At 59.7% G+C, this 17,493-nt stretch carries 13 protein-coding genes, 1 tRNA gene and 1 pseudogene; 4 read left to right on the top strand and 11 right to left on the bottom strand.

Annotation, left to right across the window (positions count from 1 at the left end; translation table 11 throughout):
• Nucleotides 1-219: 219 nt before the first annotated feature.
• Complete coding sequence (locus SPBM01_RS08485) at nucleotides 220-1,536, bottom strand: hypothetical protein (RefSeq protein ID WP_188065044.1); 1,317 nt, start codon at nucleotides 1,534-1,536, stop codon at nucleotides 220-222.
• Nucleotides 1,537-1,709: 173 nt separating this feature from the next.
• Here SPBM01_RS08485 and SPBM01_RS08480 point away from each other — a divergent pair.
• Both SPBM01_RS08480 and SPBM01_RS08475 read left to right on the top strand, forming a co-directional pair.
• A tRNA-Thr gene (locus SPBM01_RS08480) sits at nucleotides 1,710-1,785 on the top strand.
• A gap of 269 nt (nucleotides 1,786-2,054) precedes the next feature.
• Nucleotides 2,055-2,315, top strand: a complete 261-nt coding sequence (locus SPBM01_RS08475) for a hypothetical protein (RefSeq protein ID WP_188065043.1) — start codon at nucleotides 2,055-2,057, stop codon at nucleotides 2,313-2,315.
• 62 nt (nucleotides 2,316-2,377) lie between these two features.
• Here the strand turns inward: SPBM01_RS08475 and SPBM01_RS08470 are convergent, their stop codons facing one another.
• A complete protein-coding gene (locus SPBM01_RS08470; protein ID WP_188063842.1) occupies nucleotides 2,378-4,024 on the bottom strand; it encodes an IS1634 family transposase in 1,647 nt (548 codons plus the stop codon).
• A 7-nt stretch (nucleotides 4,025-4,031) separates the two neighbouring features.
• On the opposite strand from SPBM01_RS08470, the gene SPBM01_RS08465 reads away from it, so the two are divergent.
• Nucleotides 4,032-4,337 carry a hypothetical protein gene (locus SPBM01_RS08465; protein WP_188065041.1) on the top strand — a complete coding sequence of 102 codons (306 nt, stop codon included), beginning with the start codon at nucleotides 4,032-4,034 and terminating at the stop codon, nucleotides 4,335-4,337.
• 543 nt (nucleotides 4,338-4,880) lie between these two features.
• Here SPBM01_RS08465 and SPBM01_RS08460 read toward each other — a convergent pair.
• The 3 genes and pseudogenes from SPBM01_RS08460 to tnpC (SPBM01_RS08450) form a co-directional block, all read right to left on the bottom strand.
• Nucleotides 4,881-5,846, bottom strand: a complete 966-nt coding sequence (locus SPBM01_RS08460) for a glycosyltransferase family 2 protein (protein WP_188065039.1) — start codon at nucleotides 5,844-5,846, stop codon at nucleotides 4,881-4,883.
• Entirely contained in the window at nucleotides 5,843-6,751 is a 909-nt protein-coding gene (locus SPBM01_RS08455; protein WP_188065037.1) for a glycosyltransferase family 2 protein, read from the bottom strand. Before SPBM01_RS08455 ends, SPBM01_RS08460 begins: the two co-directional genes overlap by 4 nt.
• A gap of 375 nt (nucleotides 6,752-7,126) precedes the next feature.
• Nucleotides 7,127-8,266: pseudogene (tnpC, locus tag SPBM01_RS08450) on the bottom strand (IS66 family transposase); the annotation flags it as partial.
• Between the two features lie 66 nt (nucleotides 8,267-8,332).
• Between tnpC (SPBM01_RS08450) and tnpC (SPBM01_RS08445) the strand changes: the two are divergent.
• Complete coding sequence (gene tnpC / locus SPBM01_RS08445; RefSeq protein ID WP_188062681.1) at nucleotides 8,333-9,688, top strand: IS66 family transposase; 1,356 nt, start codon at nucleotides 8,333-8,335, stop codon at nucleotides 9,686-9,688.
• Here the strand turns inward: tnpC (SPBM01_RS08445) and SPBM01_RS08440 are convergent, their stop codons facing one another.
• The 6 genes from SPBM01_RS08440 to SPBM01_RS08415 all read right to left on the bottom strand — a co-directional run bounded on the left by SPBM01_RS08440 (nucleotide 9,689) and on the right by SPBM01_RS08415 (nucleotide 17,402).
• Nucleotides 9,689-9,925 (bottom strand): DUF6444 domain-containing protein, encoded by a 237-nt coding sequence (locus tag SPBM01_RS08440; RefSeq protein WP_410483030.1) that lies wholly within the window; start codon nucleotides 9,923-9,925, stop codon nucleotides 9,689-9,691. It abuts the gene before it with no gap.
• Nucleotides 9,919-10,230 (bottom strand): acyltransferase, encoded by a 312-nt coding sequence (locus SPBM01_RS08435; protein WP_223177804.1) that lies wholly within the window; start codon nucleotides 10,228-10,230, stop codon nucleotides 9,919-9,921. Before SPBM01_RS08435 ends, SPBM01_RS08440 begins: the two co-directional genes overlap by 7 nt.
• Before the next feature lie 578 nt (nucleotides 10,231-10,808).
• A complete protein-coding gene (locus SPBM01_RS08430; RefSeq protein WP_188065033.1) occupies nucleotides 10,809-11,291 on the bottom strand; it encodes a MucR family transcriptional regulator in 483 nt (160 codons plus the stop codon).
• Between the two features lie 210 nt (nucleotides 11,292-11,501).
• Nucleotides 11,502-15,047, bottom strand: coding sequence for an error-prone DNA polymerase (locus SPBM01_RS08425; protein WP_188065031.1), 3,546 nt, complete (start codon nucleotides 15,045-15,047; stop codon nucleotides 11,502-11,504).
• Nucleotides 15,044-16,666 carry a Y-family DNA polymerase gene (locus tag SPBM01_RS08420; protein ID WP_262504369.1) on the bottom strand — a complete coding sequence of 541 codons (1,623 nt, stop codon included), beginning with the start codon at nucleotides 16,664-16,666 and terminating at the stop codon, nucleotides 15,044-15,046. The genes SPBM01_RS08425 and SPBM01_RS08420 overlap by 4 nt, the downstream gene beginning before the upstream one ends.
• Entirely contained in the window at nucleotides 16,551-17,402 is an 852-nt protein-coding gene (locus SPBM01_RS08415; RefSeq protein WP_188065029.1) for an ImuA family protein, read from the bottom strand. Before SPBM01_RS08415 ends, SPBM01_RS08420 begins: the two co-directional genes overlap by 116 nt.
• Between the last annotated feature and the right edge of the window lie 91 nt (nucleotides 17,403-17,493).

Raw genomic sequence — 17,493 nt, 5'->3', positions numbered from 1 at the left:
AAGCGCGGCTCAAGACGGGGCGTGAAATAAAATTTCTCTTCATTGAAATATTATGATGCACCGCAACATCGCCCGCATGGCGGACGCGGGGCGGGGCTGTGCCACTATCGGCCAGCCTTTCCGGCATGTCGAGTGCAGACGAACCGTCCGCAAAGCATTTTCGGACGATCGCTTTGCCATGTGCGGCCAGACATGCCGGACGAAGCCGAAAAAGTCGGGTCAGCGCGCCACGGCGGCAATGACGCGCGTGCCAAGGTCCGATCCCTGCGGCAGCGCGCCGACCAGAACCAGGCTGCCATCGGCTTCGCGACGCGCAATGACGATCGCCAGACCATCTTCATCGGTGGCGACGGCCAGCGGATCGATCGCCACGGCCGCTTTCATGGCCGTGCGGGCGCTCTGACGACGGTCGGGCCGGGCCGGGGCTTCGGCGCGGCGCAGCGCGCGTTCGTCACGGACCAGGGCTTTGAGACCACCGGCATAGGCAGACAGATAGTCCGCCAGCGATCCTACGCCCAGACCCGCTGCCCAGCCATGATCAAGGGCCGTTGCATATTCGGTAATGCGCGTCTTGTCGTAACCGCCACCGAAAACCAGCTTGATGATTGCGGTCATCGGGCTGCGCGCCTGCACCTTGATTCCGGTGTCGGCCAGCAATTGCGCATAATCGTCGGGCCGAACCTGCGCCACGAGCGCGAAGTCATAGGCCAGGCCAATGGCGCGATAGAGCGCGGCATGGCTGCGCGCCTCGCTCGTGCGGACCAGTTCCGCTCCGTCGCGCGCCAGTGCCAGCCAGTCGGCCAGTGGCGCATCCTCATCGGGGCTTTCCATGCCCGACAGGTCGAGCGGTTCATCATCCACGATGGCGGTCGGAGTAAGGATTGCGGGCGGCTGGTCTTGCGGGCTGGTAACCGGACCATCGGCCCAGACCGGCGTTACCGGGCCAGATGCCTGAACCCCCATCATTGCTTCGCCGATTTCCCGCTCCAGCGCTCTGGTCACGTCGCGGTCGGCCACTTCCTTCCAGTTGATGACACCGAACACGAAATCGATCGTCTCGTCATCGGACGAATAGGGCATCAATATGCCGCGATAGAGAATTTCCGCGCCACGCTGGTTGACGAATTCCGCCTCGAACCCGATCGGCGCGGCGTTGGCCACGATCTGAAGATAATGGTCGGTCAACCGCGACAGCAGCGACCGGGCTGGCACATCGTTGATATAATCGATGGTCCCGTGAATGTCGCACTCACGGCGCAGCGCCGTGCCGAGATAGACGATCGCGGGATTGTCCAGCCCGGTGCTGAAATCGAGCAATACGCTGTAGGGGCCAAAATCTTCCAGTTGATCGGGCGACAGATCCTCTATCGACGGGAGCGATCGTTCGCCCAGCAGCGAGGCCCAATAATTATAGGCGCGCACCTGCATACGCCGTTCATCGGAAACGACGGAAGGCGGCATTTCAATATCTGCGTCGTCGGCATAATCGAAATCGTCCTGGTCGTTGGCGACGTCATGTCCCCGCAGAGTATCCATCCGGTCGGTCCCTAATGAGGTTATACGTTATATTCTGGGACTCGACAGTGGCACGGGATGGTAAATTTGCGGTAAAGATGGCCCGAATGGCAGGTGCGGTGTCATTATCCGGCCAAAGAGCGCAATTGGGTGCTTGTCCTGCGGCCCAACCACTGTTATCTGCCCGCCGCAACGCCGCTTTAGCTCAGTTGGTAGAGCATCGCATTCGTAATGCGGGGGTCACAGGTTCGAGTCCTGTAAGCGGCACCAGTCCTTTGAGAAGGCAATCCTACAGCACTGGACGAAATGGCTTCCCCATGGGAGCGCGGCTGGGTCGTGCGTGGGGCGCTTTGGGTTGGGAAATGGAGCGTGACCTACGCTTGAGCCGGTGCTGGGGGACTTCCCAATTTAGAGCGATGTAATCTTGTGGCGATGACGTGTTTGGGATGTGAATCAGTCTACAGTCGCTGCTTTTCCTGCAATGTAGCATCTTTCCATTCGGTCGTTATACGGATGACGAATTGGGTTTGGAGTGAACGATGAGCGATCCGTCAGAAGCGTGGGATGGGGCCGTGGTCAGGAGATGGCTGGCGCGCCGGTTCGACGTATCGAGGCTGGATCAGGCGGCGGCGGACAGGCGCGGCTATGAGGCACGGGACGAGTATGACAAGGCAGCCGCTGAGGAATGGGTATGCCGTGCCCTTCAATTCCCTGATTGCACCAACGAGCAGGCCATATTTGTCAAACGCCTCAAGCCCAACTTGAACAGTGCTTTTGGAAAAGGCATTTTTGTTCAATGACATGCACGCACCGGCGCGAGTGTTACCACTACATTTTTGGGTTTGGTTGAGCTTGCAGAGGCTCAGGTTCGCGGCGGCAGTTCGCTGATATTGGCCGGCAGCGCGATGCCGGTTGCCTTGAAGACATTCCCCACCTGGCCCGAAACGTGGGTGCGGGTGGTAATGACCTTGCCGTCCTTTTCGATGGTGGCTTCCTGAAGGCGATCGAGATCGTTGAGGAGCGGCTGCCATTCGGGCTGCAAGCCCTTTTCCTGACACAAGCGGGTCAGTTCCTTGGCCAGCGTCAGGGCCAGGAACGAGACAAACACATGGCCGCGGATAGCGGCATCGGACTGATGGAAGATGGGACGGGTATCGAAGCTCGCCTTGGCAACCCGGAACAGGGCCTCGACCTGAAGCAGGTCACGGTAGCGGATGACGGCCTGCAGCGGGGTGATCCGGGCATTGGTGCGCAGCACGCTGATGCCGTCGTAGCGCGCCTCGTCGGCAAGCTTTCCCATGTCGATCTCGAAGGTCTTGCCGCTGGCCTTGAGATAGCGGCGATAGGCTGAGTTACCGACCAGGGCCTTGTCGCCCTTCTTCAGCTGGGTTTGGAGGCCATCGATGATCGCTTGCCGGTCGGCCTTGTCCTTCCTTGCCTCAGCTTCGTTGAGCGTGACGACGTAGCGCTGGGCATCTGCGCCTTTGCCAACGCGCACTTCCTTGACCCACAGCTGGGTGTCTCCTGCCTGTCGCTCGAGGACCAGGGGCACCATCGGAGCAGTGTCGGCAAGCACGACATCGCGGATGACGTTGCTGGTGCGCTCTCGCGCACCCAGGATGTATTCCATCCCCAGCTCTTCAAGGGCGGCGATCGTACCGGCACTGATCATGCCGCGGTCGGCCACGACGCACGAGCGGGTTATCCCAAAGCGGGTACGCAGGCGCGTGACGATGGGCATGAGCACCTTCACGTCGGCCGTGTTGCCCGGGACCATCTCGGTGCAGATCGGACGCCCCTCGGCGTCGATCACCACGGCCAGGATCATCTGGGCAAGCTCGGGCCGGTGGTCCTTGGAATGACCACGCCGACCCAGCGTGTCGCCGCCTGCACCGTAGAACGAGAGCGACGTCGTATCCATGAACACCAGGCTGAGATCAGTGAACAGGTCCCGCCGGCGATCGAACAGCTTCTCCTCGATCACGTCCTTCACACAGCGAGGTGCCAATGCGCCTTCTGTCTTCTCCTCGATCTCCTCGCCGAGCCAGGCCATGGCGCGATAGAAGTGATGAAGGGCAAGATCCTCGCTGCCGTCGATGGCGTAGCTCTCCATCCAGTCCAGGCAGGCTCGGTCCGAGCCGGAGACAAACAGGCGGTGCAGTGTGGCGACAAACACGGCGCGCTCCACGGCAAAGCCGAACTGGCGGCCTTCCAGCACCTCTTCCATTACAGCATCGATGCCAAGCCGCTGCCACAGGCGCCCGAACAGCAGCGGACCGCCTATCCGGCGGGCTGCGATCCGGCCTGCATCAATGTCAGACAGAATGACACTGCGTCCCGCGTGACGTGCGATCGAGGCGGCCAGCCTGTCGAGTTCGCCACTGGCGGCCAGCACATCCTTACGGCCCAGAGCCTTGATCGTGCGCTGGCGGACGGCTTTGCCCTCGCGCACGCTCTCGACCAGGTACAGATAGCGGTGCCCGCGCGCGACTCGTTCGACGACATACATAGGCAGGTTGTTACTGCCTGCTCCCGTAAAAATAAACCAAGCCGCCAGTCACAGGCAAAATGTTGTTAGCACACCCGGTTTTGCCACCAAATCCACGCCCAGCAATATCAGATACTTACTAGCTCACGTTCTCTGCGTGTTCCGCTGGCACTGTTCAACTTGGGTCAAGGAATTGATCGGTCAGGAAGAATATCAGGCGACGGGCGCTTATGACGACGTGCGTTTTGAGCGGCATGTTCGCGGCCAACTCAGGAAAGTAGCCAAGATGGCCAAGGCGAATGAAGGGTTCGAGAAAACGCTGCACTATCAATAAGCGGACGCGAAGGTCAGTGGCATTGCTGGAGCCGGATCCCGCAGGTCGAAAATAGCGTAAAGCCGCCATGCGGAAAATACACTATCTTATATAAAAATTGACGAGAAAGATTGAAAGACTCTACTATAAAGTCAAAATATATTGGCCGGTTTAGGTAAAATTGAGAATAAAGTATGTATCGCGATTCCAGGACTGAAAATTGTTAAAGAGGCATGTGTTAAGCTTATTGGGCGGGCGGATGCTAAATTTTTGTCGCAGGTTGGACCTATATTTAAACGGCGGATTCTGAAGGCGGGCAAGACGGAGCCATGCTCCGAGCCGTGAGCTGGATGTGCAATCGGCACGGTTGTTTTAGGCTGTAAATTCCTGCCCCATCCGGCTTCCAATGAGTGGCGAGGAATTCATGCACTATTCAACCGATATGGCCATGCTCAAACCCGCGCCGGATGACAAGTCCCATGATAAGGCTGCGGTTTCGCACCCTGCTTCGATCAGGCCAATGAGGCGCTATTAGGCCTGTGCCAGCATACGCGACCTCATTTGTTACGCTGTTGCCAGTCTGGCTGGCGAATATTCCTCATATGCAAGCCCGAACATGCCAACGACGATTCCAGCACCGCGAAGCAAATGGGCTATCCCCTGCCATCCATATCGTGGCGAAAATGTCAGCATCGGCAGTAGAGCCAAGCCGAGACCCATTCGTAGCAATCCAATGCCCAGCCACCTTGACCGCACCCATCGATCATCCTGAATGCGAGCGGCGACGGCGAACGTATTGCCAATCCGAAATTGGCGCTGCAATGCCCACTTCCAGGTCATCCGGGTTGCCGGTATGCCGTCGAAGACGATCGCTGCATCCGACCATGAAATAGTGAAGCCTATTCGAGATGCTTGATTGAAAAAAAGAAAATCTTCTCCGCCAGTGAAACGCATCCGTTCGTCAAAGCGAATGCCGGCGGCCCGGACACGCCGAAAATCCATCATGACATTGTTGGAAGCGGCGTAGTCGATCCGTTCGCCATCTAAATGGCTTCGATCGGCGAACACCCTTGCCTGTATGAAATATGGATTACCGTCCGGCGAAAAAACCGGTTCAACCGGCCCATGAACGATGTCTGTACCCGTCATGTTTCGTGTCGTGAGCATCGCGTCAAGCCAGCCGGGCGCCGGCCATTCGTCATCATCGATGAAAAGGAACAGATCCGTGTCGGCAGGCGCATCATCCATGGCTCGGTTACGGCCCATGGGGATGCCTTGCCGTGGTTCGATCACATATATTAGTTGGTAGGACTCATTAGCAGAAAATGCTTCTGCGGTAAGGCGGCCGCTCCCTGCGGCATCGTTATCGACGATCAAGACCGTCAAAATATAGGGTCGCATCTGGTTCAGCTCTTGCTGTCCAAGTGCATGGAGTAAAGTCCGCAGACCGTCCGGTCGCCGAAAAGTCAGTGCCGCGACCGTCACCTTCAACGGAATCACGGGCGCCAAGGTTGGGGCGAGGGTTTTCATGCGGTGTCTGCAACGCCGCTGCCAAGAGCGCCAAAGCTTTGCTCCATCGCCTTGATTTGAGAGTCGTTGCGATTATTCGCGACATTTTCATGCTTCAGCGCAATTTTTTGCGATGATGGCCATATGGTCAAGGGGAAGCGCCCGCCTGCATGGCGATGTGACGCGCCAGCGCGCCGGGCCATCCAAAACAACCAGACATCATCGGCGTAGGGGCATAGCGATGTGAACCGCGTCTGGTCGGTTACGGCCTTGTCCAAGCTGCCGGGAGGATAAAGCACTCCACCGATTCCAACCGGAAACACCAAGCCTTCTGGACCGGAACGGGCTTCTGGCCGGATCTCCTCTTTCCATTGTGAATAAGGCAACGCCGTTCCATTTTCGGTCGTCTGCGCCAGAAGCGTATAACATCCCACGACCGTCTTGGCTGTCGGATCGGCGGCGTTGACAAGCGTTTTCAGCCAATCGGGGGCATAATAAATATCGTCATCCGCAATAACGATTGCCGCTGCCGGAAATTCCAGAAGAGCCGGAATGATCTTCTTGAATGAGCGCAGGTCGTCACACGGGCGGATCGTTAGGCCATGGTCCTGAAGGGACAGGACGTTGGCGGGTAAAGTGGACATGTCGTCCTTCGCAATCCACAATATGATGTGGTCGGCCTGCACGGTCTGATCCAGCAACGCCCGTAGCGTCTTGTGCAAAGTGGGGTAACGCGGGGGAAAGGAAGTAAGTGACACCACTAGCGGCCACGGCAGCAGATGTGGACGCTTTTCGCATGTCCGGGGAAAGTGCCGCACGGCACGTTCCGCCAGGAAAAGTTCGCCCGCGCGCTGGATTCTGCCACTAATTTTTTCAATGAACCAGGCAGGCGTATATTTGGCAGCGCTTTTTTTGGCTATCGTCAATGCCTTCTCCGATGAAAGGGGGAGGCAAGGCGCTTGCCCAGCATCATGGCGCAGGTCGCCGCGCCATGCAGGCGCGCAGCGGCGAAATAGCGCTGGCTATCGGCAACGCGCTTTGTACGACACTGCCGGCAATCAGTTGTCGGCTATCATGTTGCATTCCGGCGCAGTGCCACGCGAGGCTAGTTCCGATGGTCGCCATGAGCGCCCATCGCGATGCGCCCGAAGGCGCCGAGAATTTTGATATCGCTGCGTATGATGCGTGCCGGATTGCCCCCGACGAGCGATCTTGCAGGAATGTCACGCATTACCACAGACCCCGATCCGATCACGCAATCGTCCCGTAATTGCTCACGGGGTCGGCAATTGGTGGGCTGATCAGGCGACCACGAATCTGCCGTCGACGAGTTCGCGGATGGCTACGAGGGCCGATTTTCCGCTGAGACGAGCGGTTCCGGTGACGGATCGATATCCAGCGTGGATCTGGGCGCCCCAGTCGGAGCGGAAGCCGTTGGTGACCTTGCGGAACACGACCGAGGGGCGGATCTCGCGCTCTGATATATTGTTGGTCGCAGGGACGTCGCGGTTGGTGAGGAAGACGAAGAACTTGCCCCGCCAGGCCTTGATTTGTTTGAGCAGAACGCGTCCCGCCGGGTGCGCGACAGGCATCTGTACCAGGCGGGTCAGCAGATTGTCGGCCTTCGCGGCGTAGGCGGCCAGCGTCGTGTCCTTCAGGCTGCTTCGTCGCTTGCCGATCCGGATCGCCCAGCGCAGGTGGTCGCGGACTTTGGGAGCGAAGGCGGTATCCCCGCAGTCGATGGCATACTGAACATCGCGCAGGACATGCGCGAGGCAGACCTGATGCTCCTTGCCCAGTTCCTGCTGTCCAGCGTAGCGATCGGAGACCCACACATCAGGTTGGTGGCCGCCCAACACCTCCTCAGCAACACTGCGCGCCCGGCGCGGGGCGATCTTGTGCAGAACCGCGTCTTTCGAGAGGAAGACCCATTGCCAATGGGCAATGCCGTTGGTGCGCGTGGACGTCTCATCGGACGCGATAATCTTTGCCGTGAGCAACTTGTCGGTGATCGCCTTCGTGGCTGCTGTCATTCCGGCCTCCATACGCCTGAACGCGTTGGCGATCGCCCCTTGGGAGATCGTGAGGCCAAACAGCTCCGCAGCAATGCGCGAAAGTCGCTCGAAGCTGACATGGTGGCTGTGATGCAGATAGGCCAGCAGCGAGCGGATGCCGGGGCCAAACGGCGTGCCCGGCTCCATGCCCGCCGGTGCTGCGGCACGGTAGCGACGGCCACATCCCCCGCAGCGCGCACCAAACAATTCGATGCGGGTCACAATCGGACGGATCGGCGGCAGGTCGATATGATCGTAGCGGTGGCGGCAATGCTGGGCCTGCGAGGATATATCGGTCCCGCAATGGCAGCAGCTTGCCGCCATGATGCGTTCGGTTTTGTCCGGCGTCTCGGTCAATGGGCGGTGCTTGCCTTCGCGCGGCGGGCGCGTAATTGCTCACGTGGTTGGCAGAAAAGTATTGCGCGGAGGTCGATTGGCTGATTCACCCTACGGATGTCACCGCCGCCGCTTCATGTGCTGACCGAAGCCGAGAAGAACGAGTTGCTGCTCGCGCAGCACGAGATGATCGAGCGACTGGTAGCGCGGATTTCTGAGTTGGAATCCCTGGTCGGCACGCCGCGCAAGACATCCAGGAATTCGCATATTCCGCCATCGAAGGACGACTTTGGCAAGCGCGGTGGCAAAGGCGGTAAGCCCAAGGCTGGCAAGCGCCCGCCGCGCGAAGGCAAGCACCGCCCATTGACCGAGACGCCGGACAAAACCGAACGCATCATGGCGGCAAGCTGCTGCCATTGCGGGACCGATATATCCTCGCAGGCCCAGCATTGCCGCCACCGCTACGATCATATCGACCTGCCGCCGATCCGTCCGATTGTGACCCGCATCGAATTGTTTGGTGCGCGCTGCGGGGGATGTGGCCGTCGCTACCGTGCCGCAGCACCGGCGGGCATGGAGCCGGGCACGCCGTTTGGCCCCGGCATCCGCTCGCTGCTGGCCTATCTGCATCACAGCCACCATGTCAGCTTCGAGCGACTTTCGCGCATTGCTGCGGAGCTGTTTGGCCTCACGATCTCCCAAGGGGCGATCGCCAACGCGTTCAGGCGTATGGAGGCCGGAATGACAGCAGCCACGAAGGCGATCACCGACAAGTTGCTCACGGCAAAGATTATCGCGTCCGATGAGACGTCCACGCGCACCAACGGCATTGCCCATTGGCAATGGGTCTTCCTCTCGAAAGACGCGGTTCTGCACAAGATCGCCCCGCGCCGGGCGCGCAGTGTTGCTGAGGAGGTGTTGGGCGGCCACCAACCTGATGTGTGGGTCTCCGATCGCTACGCTGGACAGCAGGAACTGGGCAAGGAGCATCAGGTCTGCCTCGCGCATGTCCTGCGCGATGTTCAGTATGCCATCGACTGCGGGGATACCGCCTTCGCTCCCAAAGTCCGCGACCACCTGCGCTGGGCGATCCGGATCGGCAAGCGACGAAGCAGCCTGAAGGACACGACGCTGGCCGCCTACGCCGCGAAGGCCGACAATCTGCTGACCCGCCTGGTACAGATGCCTGTCGCGCACCCGGCGGGACGCGTTCTGCTCAAACAAATCAAGGCCTGGCGGGGCAAGTTCTTCGTCTTCCTCACCAACCGCGACGTCCCTGCGACCAACAATATATCAGAGCGCGAGATCCGCCCCTCGGTCGTGTTCCGCAAGGTCACCAACGGCTTCCGCTCCGACTGGGGCGCCCAGATCCACGCTGGATATCGATCCGTCACCGGAACCGCTCGTCTCAGCGGAAAATCGGCCCTCGTAGCCATCCGCGAACTCGTCGACGGCAGATTCGTGGTCGCCTGATCAGCCCACCAATTGCCGACCCCGTGAGCAATTACGCGGGCGCTTGCCAGCCTTGGGCTTACCGCCTTTGCCACCGCGCTTGCCAAAGTCGTCCTTCGATGGCGGAATATGCGAATTCCTGGATGTCTTGCGCGGCGTGCCGACCAGGGATTCCAACTCAGAAATCCGCGCTACCAGTCGCTCGATCATCTCGTGCTGCGCGAGCAGCAACTCGTTCTTCTCGGCTTCGGTCAGCACATGAAGCGGCGGCGGTGACATCCGTAGGGTGAATCAGCCAATCGACCTCCGCGCAATACTTTTCTGCCAACCACGTGAGCAATTACATCGTCCCCGATGGTCACACCGGGTAATATTATGCTGCGCGCACCAATAAAGCAGCGCTTGCCGATAAAAGTATCGTAATATAATTCCCGTGTAAAATCATAGGCCAATATCAAAGCATGAAATGCGATATAGGTCTGTGCGCCTATATGTATGCCCATAGGATTGTTATGGTCAAATTTGGTACTTAGGGAAAACTGGGCAGATGGATCGATATCCATGCCCAAAAATTTCGTTAAGTAAATTCGTCGGGTTCGAACAAATATGTTACGCAGTGGCCTTAATATGTGAAGGCCCCATTTGGGCCGGGGATTGCTCTGCCTGCTATTTTTTAAAACAGTCAATTCAGGCATAAGAGAAGCCCTCTTAACAGTAATAATAATATAAATAATGATACAACATGATCCATCCTGTCAAGAATGGCATATTGCAGGTCGATAATTTTATGCCGCATTTGCAAAGGCGCGCCAAGGCGAATGTGGTTATGGTTCGAAATTGATCGTTGTTGAGCAGTTTTGACCGTCGCAATTTGTCGGCGCGGAATGGGAATTTATCGGCTCACGGAATGCGACAGGCATATTCGGAATTGGGGATGGCGTCGCAGCGGTAGATTTCACAGGCCATTGGGCTATTTTATCGGCTTATCACGCTAATGTTGTAGAGATGCCTAGCCCTTACCGGAGGCATCGGCAGTCACCCTTATCATTGCTCTCTCAATCATTGCTTCTTTTATCGGGGCACGTCATGCCGCCTAAGGAGCATTGTAGTAGCTCCCCAGGCGACATGCTTTCTTGTTCAATTATTCGGTAGCTGCCGGTTCCGCAGCCTTTTTCGCGCGGCCCTTGGGTGCGGCAGTCGCTGCCTTCACCTTGGTTCCGGCTTTGCGGCCCAAGCCGATCTTGACGGCAAGCGCCTTGCGCGTTGCGGAATAAGCCGGCGCGGTGAGGGGGTAATCTTTTGGCAGACCGAATGTTTCGCGGTAGCTGTCCGGTGTGTAGCCATTTTGCTGAATATGGCGTTTGAGCATTTTATAGGGTTTGCCGTCCAGCATCGAAATAAGATGGTCCGGCTTAATCGATGCCCGAATGGAAACAGCGCCCTTGGGCTTCTCATCGACAGGTTCGGGTGCCTTATTCAGGCCTGCAAGCGCACTATGAACATTGGCTATCAGATTAGCCACATCACCTACTGCAACGCTGTTATTAGCGACATGCGACGCGACGATATCCGTGGTTAGCGTAATAAGCAGTTCGTTTAAATTATTATCGGCCAGGTCAGTCATGTGCGATCCTTTTAATTGGTATCGTACATATAGCTGCCTTTGATCATAAATCACCCCTGTTATGATAGGTAATTTCGGGGATAAAATTGTGATTTGATGGACATGGTGAGCCGGTCGGAATTTCAGGACTGCGACTTGCCACCTGCTTTTGGTCGATCATGATGCCCGTTCTTCAACCCTTTGCATGACAGCATGACTGCATTGATGAGATTAATGAAAATCCCTTGAGCCGGGAAGGACACGTACGTCGCGTGGATGGCTGTGAGCGCGACTGCGCGACATGACTGGATGTACGGCTTTATCGCCCGATCCAGCCTCGATAGACGTAATATGGTCCTGTGAGAGGCGGCTGAGTTCCGCCGTGCGATCAACGATGCGATCTGCCATCAAATGCACAACATCGACCGGCCCTTCGCGTGATCGCTGGACCACGCCATGCGCTTCCATGACACGCGCTGCCATGAGTGGCAGGCGATAGCGTTCCAGCATTCTGGCCCAGAGCAGGATGTTCACAATACCCGTTTCATCCTCCAGAGTGGCGAATATCGCATTGCCCTTGCCAGGCCGCTGACGCACCAGCACCACGCCCACGACCTTTGCGCGCGTGCCATTTTTCACCTCGCCAATCTGGTGGCAGGATAACAGGCCTTCGTCGCGAAAGACGGGGCGCAGGAAGGCCATCGGATGCTGCTTGAGCGACAGGCGCGTCAATTGATAGTCAGCCGCCACGGCTTCGGACAGGGGCATGGGCGGTAGCGCCGCGTCCTTTTCCTCTCCCAATTCGCGGGCGCGGGCAGCAGCGAAGAGGGGCAGTTCCCCCGATGGCATTCGGCGCACGTCCCAAGCCGCATCCCGCCGATCTTGTCCGGTCGAACGGCACGCATCGGCATCGGCCAGCAAGTGCAGCGCACGCACAGGCAATCGCACCCGTCGGCCCAGTTCCTCCATAGTGGTGAAAGGGCCGCCTGCCATTCGCTCGGCAGTGATGGCTTTTCCCCAAAGTTCCCGAAAGCCGTCGATCTGACGAAAGCCCAGCCGCATCGCAAACGCGCCGTCCTGTCGGTGACGCGAGACGATGTCCCCCCAGCGTGGATTGGCCGGGGTCCAGCGTTTGGCTGCCTGAGGATCGCTGGGTTCGATTGGTTCCAGCCCATTGTCCCAGTCGCTGGCATTGATGTCGATGTCGCGCACCATGACGCCATGTTCGATCGCGTCTCGCACGATCTGGGCCGGAGCGTAGAAGCCCATCGGTTGGGCATTGAGCAGAGCGGCGGCAAATACCGCAGGCTGATAGCATTTGAGCCATGCCGATACATAGACCAGCCGGGCAAAGGAGATGGCATGGCTTTCGGGGAAACCATAGCTGCCAAAGCCCTTGATCTGGTCGTAGCAGCGTTGGGCAAAGGCGCGATCATACCCCCGCGCGATCATGCCCTTGACCATCTTCTCCTCAAATTCGCCGATCGTGCCGATATTGCGAAAGGTTGCCATGGCGCGGCGCAGCTTGTTTGCTTCGCCGGATGTGAATTCGGCAGCGGTAATGGCCAGCTTCATCGCCTGTTCCTGAAATAGCGGGACGCCATAAGTATCGCCCAGGACGCCATGCAATTCATCGGCAGGATGCGGCGGCGCGGGGGAAGGAAAGCGCCAGGATGGCGGCTTGCCATCGCGCGCTTCCGCGCGGCGTTGAAGATAAGGGTGGACCATATCGCCCTCGATCGGGCCGGGACGGACGATCGCCACTTGCACGGCCAGATCGTAAAAGGTGCGCGGGCGCAGGCGGGGCAGCATGTTGATTTGCGCGCGACTTTCAACCTGGAACACACCAACGCTGTCACCGCGACACAACATGTCATAGACTGGACCGGCCTCTCCCGGCACGGACGCCAGCGTCATGGTGCCAAGCCCGTGACGATCCATCAAAGCGAATCCTTTGCGGATGCAACTGAGCATTCCCAGCGCCAGGACATCGACCTTCATCAGCCCCAGCGCGTCGATGTCATCCTTGTCCCATTCGATGAAGGTGCGATTTTCCATTGCGGCATGATGGATCGGCACGGTTTCATCCAGCCGATCCTGCGTCAGTACGAAGCCGCCGACATGCTGGGACAGGTGACGCGGGAAGGTGAGCAGGCGATCGACCAGTTCCTTCAATTGCATGACGATAGGGTTGGCGACGTCCAATCCCGCGTCGCGGAACCGTCTTTCCTCCATGCCGCTGGCGTGGCTGCCCCAGACAGTGCTGCCGATCCGCGCAGTGACATCCTCCGACAAGCCCAATACCTTGCCGACTTCCCGCACCGTGCTGCGCGGGCGATAGTGGATGACGGTCGCGGCGATTGCAGCGCGTTCGCGGCCATAACGGGCATAGATATGCTGGATCACTTCCTCGCGCCGTTCATGCTCGAAATCCACGTCAATGTCGGGCGGTTCGTCGCGGTCCTCAGAAATGAAGCGGGAAAAGAGCAGGTTGTGCTGCGTCGGATCGACCGAGGTAATGCCCAGATAATAGCAGACTGCTGAATTGGCTGCCGACCCGCGCCCCTGACACAGGATCGGCGGATCAAGGCTGCGGGCAAACTTTACCGCGTCGTAAACGGTCAGGAAATAGCAGGCATAGTTGCGGCTGCGGATCAGGGCGAACTCCTCATCCAGCATGGCGTGGACCCTGGCCGGTATGCCATCGGGGAAAGCATTTCCCGCCAGCCGTAACACTTCATGTTCCAGCCAGTCCTGTGCCTCCCATCCATCCGGCACCGGCTCATGGGGATATTCGTAGGTCAATTGTCTCAGATCGAAGGTGATCCGGTCCAGCACGTCGCGCCAGGCGGTCACTGCCGCTGGCCAATCGCGGAACAGGCGCGCCATTTCGCGTGCGGGTTTCAAGTGCCGTTCCGCATTGGCCTCCAGCCGTCGCCCTGCTTCGCGCAGGGTCGTGCCTTCCCGGATACATGTCACTACGTCATGCAGCGGGCGATCCTGCGGCATGGCATAAAGCGCATCGCAAGTGGCCAGCAGCGGCAGGCCCAGCCGCTGCGCCATCAATGCCATCCGGGCCAGGCGACGCCGATCCGATCCTGCGCGCGGCATCGTGACGCCGATCGACAACGCACCCGGCACCGCCCGCGCCAGCGTAGCGAGCAATTGCGCGTCCTTTTCCCCCGCCATGGCGATCAGCACCATGTCCTGCGCATGGTCGATCAGGTCGGACAGGTGCAGGATGCAATTGCCCTTCTGCACACCGTCTTTCAAATTACCATGGCTGAGCAGGCGTGTCAGTCGGCCCCAGCCATGACGGTTCATGGGATAGGCAATAATGTCCGGCGTGCCATCGGCAAAACAGAGGCGCGCGCCGGTGACGAGGCGGAAGGCATCCGCCAGCGGCAACGCTTGTTCTGCGCGATGACGACGCTCCTGAGCCTGATCCGCTGTTTCGCTGGGGCGGATATTCTGGTCGCCGGCATCTTCCGCCAGCATCCGGCGCACCGATTTAAGTGCGCTCCATGCCCGCACCACCCCCGCCACACTGTTGCGATCGGCAATGCCGATGCCCGCATGGCCAAACGCCAACGCTTGCGCCACCATGTCGGCAGGATGGGATGCGCCACGCAGGAAGCTGTAATTGGTCGCGGCCACCAGTTCCATAAAGCCGGGTTCAGGCGATATCGGTCCGGCTGATCGCGTGCGCAGCGCAACATCGAGCGTAACAGGCTGGTTTGCAGCTTCCTCCGGCCCCGGATCACGTCCCCGGCTCATGCGAACAGGCCGTGCAAATACCAGTGCGGCATGGGCTTGTCCGCTTCGAAAAAACCTAGCCGGAAAATCCAGAAGCGGCGACCGCGCCGGTCCTCCACCCGGTAATAATCCCGCACATGGCTGGATGCGTCGCCAAGAAGATAGCGGACATGCTCATCGCCCTTGTCGTCAGTCAGCAATATGGAGCCGGGCCGCCGACGCCACCATTCCCCGGCGATCCGTTCCGGCCCCTCGAAACGGGCGACTTCATGCAGGGCGCGCCGCCAACGGAAACGGCGTGGCGGGCCATCGGGGACTTCCGCGCCCAGCACATCTATCGACTGGGGCGGATCGAACAGGTGAATGGGGCGCAGAGGCGGTTCGCCCTGCTGCGGCGATGGCCAAGGGTGGGATGGGGGCGGATCAAGCGCGGGCAGGGTAAGTTCGGCCTGTTCGGGTATATGGCTGTCGCGCGCGTCAAAGCGGCGGATCCGCGCACGGCCCAGCCGGGCGCTCAGCCGTTCGACCAGTGCGGTTACGGCTGCCTCGCCGGTCGCGCCACCTTCCAGCCGGAGCTGCGATGCGCCCAGCGGTTCGCTCAACGGCACATTCAACCTTAGCAGGTCGAAACCGAAGCCGGGATCAATGGGATCGTTCAGGCTGTCGATCCGCTCCCGCATCAACCGCATCAAAGCAGGCACATCGCGCATAGGCGCGCCGGTTTCCACGGCAAGACGGCGGACAAGGCCATCGGTGCGGAAAAACAGTGCCTCGAAATGCCGACCGCCATGGCCTTTTTCCTTCAGCAAAAGGGCCGCTTCCCCCGCCAGTTCCGCCAAGATAGTCAGTATAGTCTCAGTACGAGCCACAGGTTCGGCGAAGCGCCGTTCCACGCCCAGCGGCGGAACGACCCGCCGGGGTGCCAGTGCGCTGTCGGCTTCTCCCAATATCCGGCGGATCGCCATGACAGCGTGCGCGCCGAAACGGGCAGCGATGGATGACATCGGCCGACGGGCAACGTCACCGATGGTCTTTAGGCCCGCCCGGCGTAATGCCAGTGTGGCTTCCTCCTCCAGTTCCAGCGCGGCGACAGGCAGGCGGCGGATGGCGCTGTCCTCGTCGCAGGCTGGTCCTGCGACATGCCGGGCCAATGCACGCGCACCCTCTGGCGTGGCGGCATAGGCATGGCGCGCGGTGACGCCCAACCGGGTCAGGCGTCGTTCCAGATCGCTGGACAGTCCCGCTTCCCCACCAAACAGATGATCACAGCCAGTGGTGTCGAGTATCAGCCCATCGGGGGGATTGAGCGCAACCGTGGGCGTATAGCGGGCGCAACCGTCAGCCAGTCGTTCCAGCCAGTCCTGATCATCATGGGGTGCATGATCGAACAGGTCGATGTCAGGCACGCGAGCACGGGCGTCTGCCATCGACAGGCCGGGCGACAGGCCCAACGCCGCCGCTGCCTCATCCACGGCCACCAGTCGCAGTGCGCCATGCTGCTTCTCGACGAAAGCGCGCGGGCGATCATCCTGCGCGGCGGACATAGGGCGGCGGGTCAGCCGCAGCCGTTCCGCCGGGAGCCAAGGGAAGAACAGGGCGAGATAGCGGCGATTGCGAGCGATCGGTATCGCTATCGTCATGCTCTCTCCCTCCCATGACTCGGCCATCGGCGGGATGTCTGAAACATAGTCGGTCACGGTCCCACTCCATACGCCATGGACCGGCAGGAGGACCGGCGCGGCGGCGCAACAATTCGATTTGAAACAGCGCCATACCCGGCGCATTGGCCTCTAATGCGACCGAGGGCGCAGCACTCACCCGCCAGCGCGTGTCGGCGGCGCCGGGTGCAGGATCGGCGGCTATTCGCAGCAGGAACAGGGTGACGCCGGATGCTTCGGCAGCCAGCATGAGGCGACGGCTGGCGGTCAGGTTCAGCCCGCGCATCGCACCCCATCCCTCGACCAGCAGCGCGCCCAGCCCTGAACAGCGCGCCGCCTCCGCTGCGGCGTGGAGCAGCGTGGCTTCGTCTGGGACCAGCACCAGCAGTAGTCTGGCCGGGTCGATGCCCAGTTCCACAAGCCCGCCTGCATGAATTTGTCCCGCGCGTTTCTGCATCGCTTCGGTCCGCAACCACAGAAAAGGTCGCCCTTCCCCTGCGAGCAGGCTCAACAATGCAGCCACACCTGCGCCGCTGCTTGCATCCCCTTCATCGGCGAACAGTTCATGCAGCCGCCCACGCGCCAGCCCCCCGCCCAGCAGTGCGTCGATATGATCGTGGCCCAGCAAAAAGAGCGCGGAAGGCGAAGTGGATCGACGCGGTTCGAGCTTTTGCAGGCTTTCTTTCAACAACAGGAGGGCAGGGGACGAATCGGACATATGTTCACTATATGTTCTAATCGCGCCCTGCACCACCGAGCAAAATATGCAGCCATGCTGGATTGCGCAGGGGAGGGGGTCGCGCCGAGGA

This window comes from Sphingobium sp. KCTC 72723 (assembly GCF_014280435.1).
In the GTDB taxonomy this organism is placed as follows: domain Bacteria; phylum Pseudomonadota; class Alphaproteobacteria; order Sphingomonadales; family Sphingomonadaceae; genus Sphingobium.
This window is presented reverse-complemented; position numbering and strand designations above follow the sequence as displayed.

Excerpts from the sequence above, each read along its gene's own strand:
- SPBM01_RS08485 (WP_188065044.1), bottom strand. The coding sequence starts at position 1,536 with ATGGATACTCTGCGGGGACATGACGTCGCCAACGACCAGGACGATTTC.
- SPBM01_RS08435 (WP_223177804.1), bottom strand. The coding sequence starts at position 10,230 with ATGGATATCGATCCATCTGCCCAGTTTTCCCTAAGTACCAAATTTGAC.
- SPBM01_RS08425 (WP_188065031.1), bottom strand. The coding sequence starts at position 15,047 with ATGAGCCGGGGACGTGATCCGGGGCCGGAGGAAGCTGCAAACCAGCCT.
- SPBM01_RS08460 (WP_188065039.1), bottom strand. The coding sequence starts at position 5,846 with ATGAAAACCCTCGCCCCAACCTTGGCGCCCGTGATTCCGTTGAAGGTG.
- SPBM01_RS08430 (WP_188065033.1), bottom strand. The coding sequence starts at position 11,291 with ATGACTGACCTGGCCGATAATAATTTAAACGAACTGCTTATTACGCTA.
- SPBM01_RS08475 (WP_188065043.1), top strand. The coding sequence starts at position 2,055 with ATGAGCGATCCGTCAGAAGCGTGGGATGGGGCCGTGGTCAGGAGATGG.
- SPBM01_RS08415 (WP_188065029.1), bottom strand. The coding sequence starts at position 17,402 with ATGTCCGATTCGTCCCCTGCCCTCCTGTTGTTGAAAGAAAGCCTGCAA.
- SPBM01_RS08470 (WP_188063842.1), bottom strand. The coding sequence starts at position 4,024 with ATGTATGTCGTCGAACGAGTCGCGCGCGGGCACCGCTATCTGTACCTG.
- tnpC (WP_188062681.1), top strand. The coding sequence starts at position 8,333 with ATGTCACCGCCGCCGCTTCATGTGCTGACCGAAGCCGAGAAGAACGAG.
- SPBM01_RS08420 (WP_262504369.1), bottom strand. The coding sequence starts at position 16,666 with ATGACGATAGCGATACCGATCGCTCGCAATCGCCGCTATCTCGCCCTG.